A 14,674-nucleotide genomic window follows, 5' to 3' on the forward strand; every position below is an offset into this window, starting at 1 on the left:
ATTACAACCTCTCTCTTGGAAGGCCTTATTTCTTTTTCGCTTTTCGCCAAGGCGAAAAGCATCCATCTAGTGGTTTGCATTTGTGGGTTACGACCTTTTGTGTGTGAGTTACGACGACTTGGTGCTGAGTTACGACCTTTTCAGTGCGAGTTACAACCTTTCTGCTCTGAGTTACAACCAATTCCACTTGAATTACAACCTCTCTCTTGGAAGGCCTTATTTCTTTTTCGCTTTTCGCCAAGGCGAAAAGCATCCATCTAGTGGTTTGCCTTTGTGGGTTACGACCTTTTGTGTGTGAGTTACAACCTTTTCCACTTGAGTTACAACCTTTCTACTTTGAGTTACAACCAAATCAGTTCAAGTTACAACCTTCTCCTCCGCAAAGTAAATTTCTTAAACCTTACTCCTCCACTCCCTTCACTAAAAAAGGCATTTGCAGCAAAACCTGCAAATGCCTTTTTTATTATGCCAATAGCTGCTGGCACAGTTTATCGAGTTTGAGCTGGTTGTCTCGATTGCGGATGATGCCGATACCCAGCGCTTCGAGTTTCTCCATATTGAAAGGATCGGAATTGTCGATAGGCTCAGTATCTTTGCCGAGTTCGGTCTGGAAGCGGTAGTAGCGGTCTTCCCCTTTGTACGGTGTCACAATTTGCTTTAATTGATAATCGACGGAATCCGAGTTTCCATCCATCATGATGTTCAGCATGCGCCGTGACCATCCGATATGGCCCCAATTAACGGCTTCTTCATAGGGAATGGGTGCATTGGCTTCACCGGTACCGAGCGACACGACCAGAAAATCAGTTTCTTCCTCAAAAATTGCCTTTGCTTCGGCATAGGCGCACATGGCCGGGTTGTTGGCATAGACGCCGCCATCGATAAATGCCAATTCCGGAAGTGTTTCAATTTTCTCAGGCGTGAAATAAGTCGGCGCCGCCGACGTCGCTCTCGCCACATCCCGCATCAATACATCCATTTGCGTCGGATGCTCTGATTTTACTTTGGCGCTTTTGAAAAAGGCGGGACTCCGCAGCTGGATTTCGTAGCTTGGAATCAGGACATCGGTCAACGACTCGGAAATCATGGCGTCTTTGAAGTATTTTTCCAGGACGAATTCCATGCCGTCATCGGGATATCTTCTATATACATAGCGCCCGCCGGGTATGCGAAAAAGTATCGATTTATCGAAAATGATATGGGCGTCTTTTTTAAACAGTTCCGCAAGCGTTTTCGCGGTATATCTCGGAATGCGGCTGCCTTCTTTCCCTTCTTCCGGCACCACCAATCCCAGCGCCAGAATTCCGCCTGCGGATGTGCCGGAGATCAAATCAAAAAGTTCGCAAATCGGCTTCTGCGTCCGCTTCTCTATTTCCGCTAAAACTATCGCTGGAATAATTCCCCGGACGCCGCCTCCGTCTATGGACAGAATCTTAATCATGTCTTCCCCTCCCATTTTATCGATTACAACTAAATGGAATATTCTGAATAAATTAAGGGTAGTTTATCCGCTCCAATTTGTCAAAAAGTGACGCTGAGGCAGTCATTAAAGACTGTGGCATGGCGGAAATTACATTAAAAATATTCCATCATTATATTGAAGTAGAATTTACACCATAATACACATTATTTTGTGATGCTTGTTAATTTTATGATAATTTCTCATTTTTCATTAATACCATAATTTGGATTCTTATATTTCTGAATATTTAGGTATCTGTATAACTTTTTCTAAACCATTTAACCTGTACTTCCAGGAAGATCTCCACATTCATTGCTACATATTCCAATTCATCTGATAACTCAAAACAGTTATTTTATGACTTTTTATGTCATAAAAAAGCCTTAAACAATGAAATAAACCCTTTTTTAGTTCATTTTAAACCTTTTTTTAAAATTCCTATAGCCTCTGGAACCCTTGCTGCAACTGGGTTTATTAGCCAGAAATATTTTTGTTATACAATTGTAATATAACTGCAATCGAATTGACGTTGTTATTCAATCCTTCTGTCTTTATAGTAGGTAACAGATTGAAAAAACAAACGGAATCCTATTTGAGGATAACAAAGAATGTTAGGAGAAAAACAATGAAAAAATTAGTCTTCACTCTTTTCGCAGCTAGTTCATTGATATTTACTAACTCAGCTGTTGATGCACAGGCAGCTTTTAATTCACATACATCTACTTCGGCCATTGAGTCTACACATACAGCACAGGTTAACACAGAGAACGTTGAGCAAGTTGCAGCAGCTAAAGCAACTGCTAAATCAGGGACTTACAAAACTAAGCACAACTCTAACATCCGTTTGGATGCAGGCACTAAATATAAAGTGGTAACAGTTGCTAAAAAAGGCGCAACAGTTACTGCGACTCACCAAAAGAAAGTCGGTTCACAAACTTGGTATAAAGTAAAAGTGAACGGAAAAGCTGGCTGGGTTCTTAGCTCATTGCTGACTCCTGCTTCTGCTAAAGTCGTAAAAGCTTCAAACTCATCTTCTTCTTCAAAAGTTGTTTCGGTTGCATTGTCTCTTCAAGGAACACCATATAAATTCGGCGGAACGACGACTAGCGGCTTTGACTGCAGCGGGTTCATCCAATACGTATTCAAGCAAGCGGGCAAATCTGTTTCACGCACAACGGGTTCACAGTTCGCTGAAACTACAACTGTCAGCTCTCCAGTAGCCGGCGATTTGATCTTCTTCGCTAACACGTACAAAGCTGGAATCTCACACGTTGGAATCTACATCGGCAATGGCCAATTCGTTCATGCCGGCGGATCAAAAGCTGAAGTGAAAAGTGTAAACGACCCTTACTGGGGCAAGAAATTCCACAGCTACAAGCGTTTCTAATCCATAAAATATAAAGCCCTTCAGCCAACAGGCTGAAGGGCTTTTTTGTTGTTGTTTTTAAAAATTGGCTATGTCGAATTTTGTTGAACGCAAATAAAGCAGTCTCGAGCGCAAATAAAACTTTTTAAACGCAAAAAAAATGTGCTGAACGCAAATAAATTCCCCTGAACGCAAATAAAAGACTGATTGCCAAAAGAAAAAGCGCTTTTCGCGAGCGAAAAGCATCCAAACCGCCCTTCCCTGCTCTCAAAAAGCATAGAAAAAAGCCATTCTCGCGAACGAAAATGGCTTAAGCCTTTATTTATTGGCCATGCTCTTGATCTGGTAATCGCCGTATTCATCAATGACCACGGTGAAGACCGTTGTTTCTGTTTCGCTGAATGTCTCGTTGGTCGTTTTGTCATGGTAGATGTATTCAGCAGTCGCTTCCACTTTTGATTCTTCTTCCCCGATTTCTACGTTCACAATCGATGAGTTGATAGCATCGTAGACTTTATTGGCATCGGTGCGTTCTTGTACGCGCTTCTTGCCTTCCGTTTCCCCTTCGCTTCCCGGCAGCAGATAAGACTCGTAATATGTCAGTTCGGGATCGTTCAAGGAGTACGGAATCAGTTCGTAATAGGATTGGATAAAGCTTCCGAGCAGTTCTTTGTCAAAATAAGCGTCTTTGACATCCTGCAGGATAATTTCTTCCTCTTCGTACTCAATCGGGTTGGCAACCCATTCATTCAGTTGGTCCATAACGGTATGCATCGGGATGGCATAGCCGATTTCCGGGTTTTCTTCGAGAATGATGGAATTGATGCCGAGAATCTGTTCAGTTTCCGCGTCAATCAGCGGACCTCCACTGGAACCTTTTTTCAAGGTTGCGGTGCTTTCAATCATATCCTTGTATTCATAGCCGTCGGAAAAGCTTTTGCCGGTTTCCGTGACTTCCCCTTCGGTGGCCGTATTCGCCTGATCTTCCGGCGAACCGATGGCAACTACTTTCGTGCCGGGCTCCGGAAGTTCAGCGGCCATTGGCAGCGGCGTTTTGCCGGCCAGTTCTTTGACCCGGACCAGCGCGATATCCGTTGTTTCCGAAATGCCGATCACTTGTCCGTTAAACTCCTGGCCATCGCTGTTTTTCAGCAAGACATACGAAGCGTCTTTGACAACATGGGCGTTCGTCAATATGTCTCCTTGCTCGTTAAACAAGAAACCGGAACCTTGCTCCAAATCGGTATAAAGCGTATAGACATGCGTTTTGGCATTGGCGATCATCAGCGATAAATCTTTTTCAGGCGCTTCGACCGGCTTTTCCGGCGTGACGATGATGGTTTCCATCTGCGGTGCTTCTGCCTTTTCTTCCCTCGCGTCTTCTACACTGCCTTCTGCTGGCGCTTCTTCCGGTTCAGCCGTTTTTTCAGGAGCTGCCTCGAAGCCGCTATAGCTCTTGCCGGCGAACGATTCCTGTTTGGTGCTCGCCGTTGTCGGCGGTGCCTCTTCCGGCTGGTCAATCAGGAAAAAACTGCCGATGCCGATGGCGGCCAGCAAAATCAATGACAAAGCAGCAATCCATATTTTTTTCTTCTTTTGTGTATTGGCATTGCGATTGGTTATGCGATTATTCATAGAGTCAACTCGATTCTTAGTTTAATGATGTATATATAGACGGAAAACGTGAAAATAGGTTACAGCTTTGATTTCCCATAAAATGCATAGTCGTTTGATTCTTATTATAACAATTCACTTCTAAAAGGTCTGCCATTTCGCATTTATACTTTCCACTTTCTGGCTTTCTTCGGTATACTGTAAGGATACTATAAATTTTTCCTAATTTGGTCTGAGGTGGTTTTTTGAAATCTTTTTTTAATTATAAAGGCGTATTGTTAATGCTTGCTGCTTTGCTTTATTTTTATTTTGCCGTCAGTGGCATTGAAACTTTTTTGAAAGGCAATCCTGAAGAAGCGGCGGTTTGGAAAACGGAGCGGAAAGAAGCGTTCTTCTTCAATATCATGATTGTCTACAGTTTGTTCCTGCTGTTTCTCGGCCTTTTCAACCGCTTTGTTGTCAGCTTTATCCTTGCCAATGCGGTCGTGTTCTTTTTAGCGGTGCTAAGCTATTATAAATTCAGCTTTCTAGGTGAATTCCTCTATCCTTGGGATATGCTGCTGTATAATAACATCTTGAATCTGCTGCCGAATCTGTATAAAGAAATCGACTTCGCTAAAGTGGCTTTGATTGCCATCGGTTTGATCGTCCTGCTTTCCGGTCTGGCCGCTTTCCTATTCATCAAAAAACCGAAGCGGCTGATTCGCTTGAAGCCGTGGGTTCGGATCACACTCGTCGGAATGGCTGCCGTTTACTTGAGCGTCTTTATCTTCTACCGCTCCGTTCCGCCAGTGGAAAAGTCTCTTAAGGAAGCCGGGGTAACAAATATCACGTTTGACCAAAACCGCAATTACAAAAAGAATGGTTTTTTAATGACGTTTCTTCTGAATATGCAAAGTGCCATTGTGCTGCAGCCGAATGGCTATAGCGAGAAGAAAATCCAAAAGATCGTCAGCGACTTGGAACCCATCCCGCCTGCTGTGGACGTAGATCTTGATGAAAAGCCGAATATTATTTTTGTGATGAGTGAGAGTTTCTGGGATCCCGTGTCAATGGAGAATCTATCATTCAAGGAAGATCCGCTACCAACTGTCCGGCAGCACCAGTCAGGGCAAATCTTGTCGCCTACTTTCGGCGGGGGCACCAGCAATGTCGAGTTCGAAGTCCTGACCGGGTTCACCAATATGTTCCTGCCTCCGGGCTCTGTGCCATATCAGCAATACATCAAAAACGAATTGCCTTCCATGCCCCGCTACTTGGCGGAAAAAGGTTATCAGACCACGGCCATCCACCCGTATCCAAAATGGTTCTGGAACCGCGAAGAAGTGTACAAGCATCTTGGATTTGAGCAGTTTATCGATATAGACGGCTTTACGGACCCTTTATACAAAGGCCCTTTCGTGTCGGATGAACAAGTGACCAAAACCATTATTGAACAAACCGAGCAAAGCGAAGATCCTGTCTTTGCTTATGCCATCACGATGCAAAACCATACCGGCTATAATGAAGATAAATATCCGGAATATACCGTGGAAACTCAGATTCCACCAACTGTCGATCCGGTTTTCAATTTGCTGCTCCGTTCCTATACGCAAGGTGTGGCAGATGCCGATGCCGCCTTCAAGCAATTGATCAATTACTATGAAACTACTGACGAGCCGACGCTTGTGGTCTTTTTTGGCGACCATCTTCCAGCCATTGGACAGGACTATAAATTCTTTAAACAAGCTGATTTTGTAGCCCGCGGACCTGGCGAAGAAAACTGGGAGTTGGAGCATTTCCAAAAAACCCGGACGACGCCTCTCGTCATCTGGAATAATTACGGTGCTGAAATTCCTGAAATCGATACCGTCAGCACTTCGTTTCTCGGACCCACTGTTTTCGATTTAGCTGGAATCAAGAAGCCTTTGTATTATTCCATTCTTGAGCAGTTTTCGGAACAGATGCCCGGTTATACACGCGATGTGAAGATTGATGCGGAAGGCAAGCTGCTGAGCGTCACCCCTGACTCCGTGGAAAGTCTGAAAAGCGACTATCAATTAATTCAATATGATTTATTGTTTGGCGATCAATATTCTCGCGAACCATTATTCGAACAATAAAAACAGGCCATCCCAAAAGCTTATGACCATAACTTTTGGGGTGTTTTTGTGTTTTAGAAGGATTTGATAGAAAATCTGCATCTGCAATTAATAATCAAATAAAATTATTTATAACTTTGTATCAAATGGTATAAAATGATAATTTTTCATGACTTTTTTGCCTTTTCGTTCTATAATAAATTGGCATATGCGATAAGTTTAATTATGCCTTAAATGATTCCGGCCTATAACAAGGCATTCTGCACTTCTTTTAAAACAAATACATTGCATATGCTTCGATACAGGAAGCGATAAATTTATACCATTAATGAAAGAATGCATAAAAAGAAGAGAATAAGCTCTGGATATTCCTCGTCTTTCCTGGTTCGCTGCAGCATGCGGATGCCCGTTGCCCGCGTCTGCCAAATCATTCTAAGTGTTTTATCATCGGCATTGCCAAACCGGTTTGTTTTAAAATTTCATCTATTAGAGGGGTCTCACAGTGATATTTAACTCATTTGAATTTATTTTCTTGTTCCTCCCGCTTGTCTGGGTGCTGTACATCTTGCTTGGAAGCCTGCATATTCCCTTCGCCAAGACTTGGCTACTTGTAGCTTCGCTGTTTTTTTACGGCTATTGGAATCCGGCTTATTTGCCGCTTATTTTAATTTCCATGCTGGTCAACTATGCATTTGGTATGTTTTTGGGTAAAAACAAAGCCAAAAATTACCGGAAAGCCATCTTGACTGTCGGCATTGTCTTTAATGTCCTGTTGCTTGGCTATTATAAGTATTACGATTTCTTTGTGGAGAATATTAATATTCTGTTTGGCTCCGAGCTGGTAATTAAGGAAATTTTGCTGCCATTGGCTATTTCTTTCTATACATTCCAGCAAATTGCTTATCTTGTCGATTCTTATCGTTTAGAAACGAAAGAATACAATTTTTTGAATTACGGCTTGTTCGTAACCTTCTTTCCGCAACTGATCGCGGGACCTATCGTCCACCATGGACAGGTGATGTCACAATTCAGCGACAAGAAAACTTACCGCATCAACTATGAACATATCTCACAAGGCTTGTTGATCTTTGCCATCGGCTTGTTCAAGAAAGTAGCCATTGCAGACACATTCGCCGAATGGGCAAATGCCGGATACAACAATGTGAACAATTTGACTCTCGTAGACAGCTGGTTTACGACGCTGTCTTATACGCTGCAGCTGTATTTCGATTTCAGCGGCTATTCCGACATGGCAATCGGATTGGCCTTACTCTTCAATATCCGTCTGCCGCTGAATTTTAACTCGCCGTATAAAGCGCGGGACATTCAGGACTTTTGGCGCCGCTGGCATATTACGCTGTCGCATTTCCTGACAACGTATATTTATATTCCACTTGGCGGCAATCGCAAAGGACCGAAACGGACTTACTTAAACATCTTCATCATCTTCCTGGTATCGGGCATTTGGCACGGTGCCGGCTGGACGTTTTTAATCTGGGGCATCATGCACGGGCTGGCGAGCATCATCTGCCGTTATTGGAAACTGGCCGGCTATAAGATGAATTCCATTGCCGCTTGGATAACGACGTTTTTGTTTGTCCATTTTGCTTGGGTATTCTTCCGGGCATTGTCAATTCAAGATGCCATGTCTGTCTTGAAAGCAATGTTCGGCTTTAACGGAGTCCGGTTGCCAAAGGAATGGTTCCATGGCCTAGATACGGGCTGGCTTTTCCCGTTCACTGCGTCCCCACTTGAGATTTCAGTTACCATATTGATCGGTTTATTGATTGCCTGGTTCACAAAGAACTCGGTAGAAATCATGTATGAAACAAAACGGAACGTTTCGATGGCTGTTTTCGCTGCTGTGCTGCTGTTTTACAGCGTGATGCAGCTGCAGCAAGTCAGCGAGTTCCTGTACTTTAACTTTTAGGAGGAAATCCCATGAACGATAAAAAATTCTCGCTCAGCGTCATGGCGATTTTCGCCGTTTTGACACTTGCCGTAGTGGGGTTCAATTATTGGATGGACCCGCTGTGGAATTACAGCCATGCCCATGAATACAACGATGTGCAAATCGTCACCGATGAACGTGAACAAAAAACAGCCAATCAGCTTTATGTGCCGAAAACTGCAGATACCTTATTGATTGGCTCAAGCCGAAGCACTTATATCCATACCGATGGCTTCACCGATTGGGAGGTCTACAATTACTCGGTTGCGAATTTATCCATGCGTGAGTATCAGACAATGATGAATTTCGCTTTCGAGCAGAACCCCCATTATGAGCGCGTGATCCTAGGCGTTGATTTCTTTAAATCGAGCACACAGGAAGCGGAAGCTCCCCGTTCCATTTTGAATCACGTCAAGCGCGTCACCCAACCGTTCTACCGGAGCAAAAATTTGCTGTCCTTTGACTTATTGAAGACTTCGGTGGGGAACTTCCAATTGTCTGCTGACGATAAAATTGCAGAAGACCGCCTGTACAACCGTGAAGGCAATGCATTTGCAAAGCACCTGTCTGAAGAAGAAATCATGCAGCAGACAGACGATAAAATAGAAAGATTTGAATCGACATTCTACGGAAAGCATTACACATATTTTCCGAAGTATAAGGAAATTATGACGAAAGTGCGCGACACGCATCCCGAGGCTGAAAAGATTGTCTATACGACGCCGATCTCCACCGAACTTTTTAAATCACTGGTGTCCAGCGGCGTGTACGACGAGTATGAAACTTGGCTGCGTGACTTGGTCGATGTCTACGGAGGCGTCTGGAACTTCATGTATCCGAATTCGGTAACCAACGACATTACCAATTATTACGATGGCCACCACTTTTATCCGGAAGTCGGCAATCTCATCGCTGAACGCATCGAACAAGGAGAAAGTGCCGATGTGCCGGAAGACTTCGGCGTATACGTAACCCCGGAAACGATTGATGCCCATCTGGCAAAAGTGAAAAAATCAGCAGCAGGATTAGAATAAATTCAGCAGAGCCGCCTCTTAATTGAGCGGCTCTTTTTTATGCAAATAAAGAAACTTAAGTGAAGGTTTATTGACTTTCCAATGTTTGTACCTGCTCTCCAGATATGGAGCCAGACAGCGGAGAAAAAACTACTATCTCTGCACGGCACCTGCATCGCTGCGCTAGCTCCAAGACATGAAAGTGCGCTGCTCCTGCGCAAGCTCGTTGCAAAGCTGTTGACCGAAATGATTCGGCCAATAGCTTCGCAGCTGGTTGGCGGAATATCGATTAAGGAATGAATACCTACTACAAATTTCAACTTTCCCAACAATCCTAAAAAGCCGTGCAATCAATTATGATTGCACGGCTTTTATCCATTAATTTTCTTATTGGCCAGATAACCGGTAGATGAATACGGCAAGCTGGCCGCGTGTGATGTTTTGCGAAACTCCGAAACGGGTTGGCGTAATGCCATCTGTTACATTGTTCGCAACTAGGGCATCGACAGCGGATTTGTAACGGTCCGAAACATCGGTGAACGATGAGGAAACGCCGTTAGCCTCCAAATGATAGGCCCGCTGCAGGATGATGGCAATTTCGCCGCGTGTCAGCGCGTCGTAAGAACCAAATCGATCAGCGGTTTTCCCGCCGATGATGCCAGCCGCTTTCAGCGCATTGACTGCCCCTTCCGCACGGCCCGGCACATCGCTAAAGCCGGATGGCGGAGCGCCTGCAGTATCGAGTTCCAGCTCTTTTGCCAGCCAGATGGCTGCATCAGCACGGGTGATTGGCTTTACCACTCCAAAGACAGTCGGTGTCAGTCCTTGCGTAATGTTGCGGTCCACCAAATACTGAACAGCCGGTGCATAGAAAGAACTCACATCCTGAAACGGCAATGGCTCTGGCACTGGTGTCGGTTCCGGTACAGGCGTTGGTTCCGGTTCCGGTACAGGCACTGGGGTTGGTACCACTATCGGCTCCGGAGCCAATTCGCTGCTGACGCTGATCTGCGCCGAGAAACCTTCATATGTGACGGTAACAGTCGTCGTGCCCGCTGTTTTCAGTTCGATGCGGCCATCATTCGCCACGGCGACTGCCGGATTTGCGGAAGTCCACACCGCATCGCTCGTGATTTTCTGAACCGTTCCGTTTTCGAATTGAGCGGACGCGTCCAATTGGAAAACATCCCCTGGCTTGCCTGCAAGCAAACTATTGCTTACCGACAGCTTGGCAATTGCGTTATCTTCGACAAATTCAATAGGCGCTGTGAGTGATGTTGACTGCAGGATGCCAAAACCGAAATAAGGGTCACGTCCAGCTGGCCCTGCATCTCTTGTTTGGGAAACCAGCACTTGGCGAAGCTGCTCATTTGTCAATTTTGGGTAGGCCTGTTTCAATAACGCCAGGTGGCCTGAAACATATGGCGTCGCCATGGAAGTTCCGCTCATATACGCGTATTGATTTCCGGGATAGGTGCTTGCAATATTGACCCCGGGAGCGGCGATTTCCACTGTGCTGCCAGTGGATGAAAAGTCGGCTCGCAATGAGTAGTTGTCAACAGCCGCTACACTGATTGCAGAAGGGTACTTCGCAGGATAATCGACCGTGTCGCCCGTTCCAAGCGCGTTGCCGTCATTGCCGGCGGCTGCGACGACGAGCAGTCCGTTCGCATAAGCTTTGTCAACAGCTGACCGGAGCGCAAAGGAATCGGTCTGGCTGCCGGCACTTAGATTGATGATGTCCATGCCATTTGCGACCGACCAGTTGATGCCTTCAATCATATCGGAAAGCTGGCCTTCTCCGTAGGCATTAAAAGCTTTTACCGCATAAAGCTCTGCGTCATGGGCCACCCCTTTCAGCCCAAATCCATTATTGCGGGCAGCGATAATTCCGGCAACATGCGTGCCATGTCCTTCATCATCGTAATAAGAAGCCGTATAATCGACAGCCGAATAGCCGCCGGCGATCTGAAGATCTTCATGGGCTGCAATGCCCGAATCAATGACGGAAATTTTGACTCCCCGTCCGGTAAATCCGGACTTCCAGGCTGCCGGGATGTTGCTTGACTGAATGCCCCAATCTTCCATCTGGGCATTCAAGCGAACCTTGACGTCTTCTTCAATATGGGCGACGCCCGGGTCGTTCAGCAGCTCTTCTGCACTGTCAGGCGAAACTTTTGCGGAAGCAACGGCCACTCCTTCATAGGGCTCGGCCATCTCGCCTCCCGCAGCTTTTACTTTCTCAGCCATTTCCTTTTCATCGACTCCGTCTTTGAATACAATCAACACATCTTGCTCAATTTCTGCATCTGCAAAAACAGGAGGGACAAGAGACAGGGACAAACCTAGAATGAGCAGCAAAACGAGGAATTTTTTCATTTAACCGTTCCCTTCTTCCGTTATAAATTTATACATAATATTACATTTATTTTTATTTTTACAAATTAAGTATATATTTTTTTGCCATTTATGTCCATTATCCTCACCCGGTGTCCTTGATCGATTTTATTAATTCCATGTAAACAGCAAGAAATTCAAAGCCGTTATTTTACTGCCTGTTCCTGCCTGGAAAATAACCCACAAAATCCTTATAATGCAGGCGCTCATGCGAAGTTCGAAAGGGGAATCAAAAGAAAAGCGGAAACAGATTTCATTTGGCCAAAAAACCATTAGCTATTCAGATTTCATAAAAAACCATACTATTTTCCCACTAATTTTTCCTGTTTTCCTGAAAAATTAGCCGTATATTTCTTGCATATAAATTTAATTATATTTTCTTAAAAATTTAGTAAAAAAGTTGTTTACTTGTAAAAATCAGGATGATACAATCACTTCAGAACATTTAGATAGGGGATACCATAATTGAACAATCATAAACTTTTCATGGCAGCATCTGCTGTCTCACTCGCTGTTGTTTCTGTTGCTGCACCTGTCAGCGCTTCTTCAGTGCATACATTTACCGATGTAGGTTCTCGCTACGATGAAGCAGTCAGCTTTTTATATGAGTATGAAATCATCAAAGGTCTTTCTCCAACGAAATTCGGTACACAACAGACATTGACACGCGGTGATGCAGCTGTCATTTTAGCCAATACGCTAGGATTGGAGACGGCTGGAGTACCAGATGCCGGATTTAAAGATTTGAACAAACGCGTAAGCGGATCTGTTAACGCCCTTGCAGAATTAGGCATTGTTTCAGGCGTTACCAAAACGCAATTCAAACCAAGCGAACCATTAAGCCGCGGTGCGATGGCGAAATTCCTGGTGCTGTCTTTCGAACTGGAAGATTACCAGCAGGAGACACCTTTCACTGATGTAGGCGGAGTTTTTGAACCTTATATCGAAGCTCTTTATGGCACGGAAATCACTTCCGGCAAGACAGCAACTTCTTTTGGCACCCATGCCAATATTACGCGCGGCGAATTCGCGAATTTACTGTACAACACCATCAACTTTTTCATGGAAGACCTTTACTTCCCTTCTGTCACGAGTGCCAAAGTAACAAGCCCGACTTCCACTGACATTACATTGTCTGAAGCGCTTCCGGCCGAATACAATGCGATTGACGCAGACTTTTTCTTCTATTACTTGATCAAGCTGGAAGATGGAACCGAAATGATGCTGAACCCGACTTCTTACAAGATCTCGACTGACCGTATGGTATTGACGATTACCCACACTGATAATGACTTGAGCGGAAAAGCCGGAAAGATCATTATCGGTGATTTTGAAACGATAAAAGAAGCGCCATTTAACTTTAAATAATTCTGAAACGCTTGGATAGCTCAAAACTATCCAAGCATTTTTTATGAATGAACGAAGAAACTCCGCAAAGCCAAAAGCTTTGCGGAGTTTCTTCATTAAAGATTATTTACCTGGTTCGTTTCCGTCTTTTAAATACTGTCTCACCGAATATTCCACCATCATATGGCCTCTCGGCGTCCAATGGAATCCGAGCAGCGGATCTATTAATCCGCTGCTGCCAATCGCTTCATCCGTTGCGCTTCCCGCTTTTTGAATGGCGTTGGCATAATTGTCGATCAAGTGGAGGTTTTGCTGTTTGGCGATTTTGCGGATGATGTCATTGTAGCTGTTTTGCCACACCCGAATGCCACCTTTATCCGTATAGAGGCTGCGGACTTCAGGATTGGCGGGGGATTGCGCTGTGTAATAAACCCCTTCATGGACCGGCAAATTGGTCATCAAGATGACGTCGATGTGCTGCGTTTTCATTTGTCCGATCATGGCCAGCAGATTTTGCTCAAATTGCGTTTTGCTGATTTGGGGCTCTTTCGTATCCGGACGGATGATGGCATCGTTCAGACCGAACATCATGACGACGGTCTGCGGATTGTGGTCCAGTACGTCTTGCTTCAGCCGTTTTAACGCATTGGCTGTTGTATTTCCGCTGACCCCTGCATTTTTAATGCCCAATAAAGCCGGCCAGTTATGATCGGGGTATTCCGGAAATTCTTTCGGCAAATAAGAGCCGGATGTATTGCTGTCCCCAAAAGCGATGACTTTATTTATTTCCATTGCTTTTTGAACCATCGCGCGGTTGGCAAATGCCGCCATCTGCGCCCGTGTTACGGCATTATTAGGCCGATAGGTATTGTCGCCGGGATATCCAACGGTGATGCCATGAACTCGCATCGCCATGACGTATGGAAATTTCCAGTCGGTCTCTTTGACATCCCTGAAAGGCTTTGCCCCGCTGCCTTCCAGCTCAAAACTCACAGCCAGAAATTTGGCCATCTGTCCGCGGGAAAGCACTTCATCAGGTGCGAACTTGCCATCCGCTGTCCCGTCCACAATCCCCGCTTGTTTCAAGGCTTCAACATAGCCGAATGCCCAGTGGCCTGTTCCGACATCCGGGTAACTCGCTTTCTCTGGTTGGATCGGTTTAATATCGGCAGCAAGCGACAAAATCTTCGCTGCCTGGGCGCGGGTGATGTTTTCATCCGGTTTGAACGTATTGTTTGAATAGCCGCTCAGCACTTTTTTCTCGACGAGCGCTTGGATGTCTTCGTAAGCCCAGTGGTTCGTTTTGAGATCCTTGAAGCCGGCAGCTGCCTGTGCATTTCCACTGAATCCCGAAAGCAGGCAAATCAACAATACCCAGACAACTCCGGCTTTTCTCCTTGGTTTCAACATATGGTTCCCCCTGTTTCTTATCAATCTAAACTG

9 protein-coding genes are annotated in these 14,674 nt (G+C 45.0%); 5 read left to right on the top strand and 4 right to left on the bottom strand.

What is annotated here, in order from left to right; genetic code table 11:
• Positions 1 to 463: 463 nt before the first annotated feature.
• Positions 464 to 1,441: a patatin-like phospholipase family protein gene (locus tag AC3AQ9_RS08220; protein ID WP_488306983.1), complete on the bottom strand. Its 978-nt coding sequence runs from the start codon at positions 1,439 to 1,441 to the stop codon at positions 464 to 466.
• Positions 1,442 to 2,087: 646 nt separating this feature from the next.
• On the opposite strand from AC3AQ9_RS08220, the gene AC3AQ9_RS08225 reads away from it, so the two are divergent.
• Positions 2,088 to 2,849, top strand: coding sequence for a C40 family peptidase (locus AC3AQ9_RS08225; RefSeq protein WP_488306984.1), 762 nt, complete (start codon positions 2,088 to 2,090; stop codon positions 2,847 to 2,849).
• Positions 2,850 to 3,146: 297 nt separating this feature from the next.
• On the opposite strand, the gene AC3AQ9_RS08230 is transcribed toward AC3AQ9_RS08225, so the two are convergent.
• Positions 3,147 to 4,463 (bottom strand): S1C family serine protease, encoded by a 1,317-nt coding sequence (locus tag AC3AQ9_RS08230; protein WP_488306985.1) that lies wholly within the window; start codon positions 4,461 to 4,463, stop codon positions 3,147 to 3,149.
• 224 nt (positions 4,464 to 4,687) lie between these two features.
• On the opposite strand from AC3AQ9_RS08230, the gene AC3AQ9_RS08235 reads away from it, so the two are divergent.
• The 3 genes from AC3AQ9_RS08235 (at position 4,688) to AC3AQ9_RS08245 (ending at position 9,508) form a co-directional block, all read left to right on the top strand.
• On the top strand, positions 4,688 to 6,544 hold the full coding sequence (locus AC3AQ9_RS08235; protein WP_488306986.1) for an LTA synthase family protein: 1,857 nt from the start codon (positions 4,688 to 4,690) through the stop codon (positions 6,542 to 6,544).
• Between the two features lie 481 nt (positions 6,545 to 7,025).
• Positions 7,026 to 8,453 (top strand): MBOAT family O-acyltransferase, encoded by a 1,428-nt coding sequence (locus tag AC3AQ9_RS08240; RefSeq protein WP_488306987.1) that lies wholly within the window; start codon positions 7,026 to 7,028, stop codon positions 8,451 to 8,453.
• Positions 8,454 to 8,464: 11 nt separating this feature from the next.
• Entirely contained in the window at positions 8,465 to 9,508 is a 1,044-nt protein-coding gene (locus tag AC3AQ9_RS08245) for a hypothetical protein (RefSeq protein WP_488306988.1), read from the top strand.
• Positions 9,509 to 9,874: 366 nt separating this feature from the next.
• On the opposite strand, the gene AC3AQ9_RS08250 is transcribed toward AC3AQ9_RS08245, so the two are convergent.
• The gene (locus AC3AQ9_RS08250; protein ID WP_488306989.1) at positions 9,875 to 11,866 is read right to left on the bottom strand and encodes a S8 family serine peptidase; all 1,992 of its coding nucleotides are present in this window, start codon (positions 11,864 to 11,866) and stop codon (positions 9,875 to 9,877) included.
• A 483-nt stretch (positions 11,867 to 12,349) separates the two neighbouring features.
• Between AC3AQ9_RS08250 and AC3AQ9_RS08255 the strand changes: the two genes are divergently transcribed.
• Positions 12,350 to 13,252 carry an S-layer homology domain-containing protein gene (locus AC3AQ9_RS08255; RefSeq protein WP_488306990.1) on the top strand — a complete coding sequence of 301 codons (903 nt, stop codon included), beginning with the start codon at positions 12,350 to 12,352 and terminating at the stop codon, positions 13,250 to 13,252.
• Positions 13,253 to 13,354: 102 nt separating this feature from the next.
• Here AC3AQ9_RS08255 and AC3AQ9_RS08260 read toward each other — a convergent pair whose 3' ends face one another.
• Positions 13,355 to 14,641 (bottom strand): S-layer homology domain-containing protein, encoded by a 1,287-nt coding sequence (locus AC3AQ9_RS08260; protein ID WP_488306991.1) that lies wholly within the window; start codon positions 14,639 to 14,641, stop codon positions 13,355 to 13,357.
• Positions 14,642 to 14,674: the final 33 nt, after the last annotated feature.

The organism is Planococcus sp. VCh962 (genome assembly GCF_057748275.1).

Bases quoted from the DNA above. Each gene is read 5' to 3' on its own strand.
- AC3AQ9_RS08225 (WP_488306984.1), top strand. From the start codon at position 2,088: ATGAAAAAATTAGTCTTCACTCTTTTCGCAGCTAGTTCATTGATATTT.
- AC3AQ9_RS08220 (WP_488306983.1), bottom strand. From the start codon at position 1,441: ATGATTAAGATTCTGTCCATAGACGGAGGCGGCGTCCGGGGAATTATT.
- AC3AQ9_RS08245 (WP_488306988.1), top strand. From the start codon at position 8,465: ATGAACGATAAAAAATTCTCGCTCAGCGTCATGGCGATTTTCGCCGTT.
- AC3AQ9_RS08230 (WP_488306985.1), bottom strand. From the start codon at position 4,463: ATGAATAATCGCATAACCAATCGCAATGCCAATACACAAAAGAAGAAA.
- AC3AQ9_RS08260 (WP_488306991.1), bottom strand. From the start codon at position 14,641: ATGTTGAAACCAAGGAGAAAAGCCGGAGTTGTCTGGGTATTGTTGATT.
- AC3AQ9_RS08250 (WP_488306989.1), bottom strand. From the start codon at position 11,866: ATGAAAAAATTCCTCGTTTTGCTGCTCATTCTAGGTTTGTCCCTGTCT.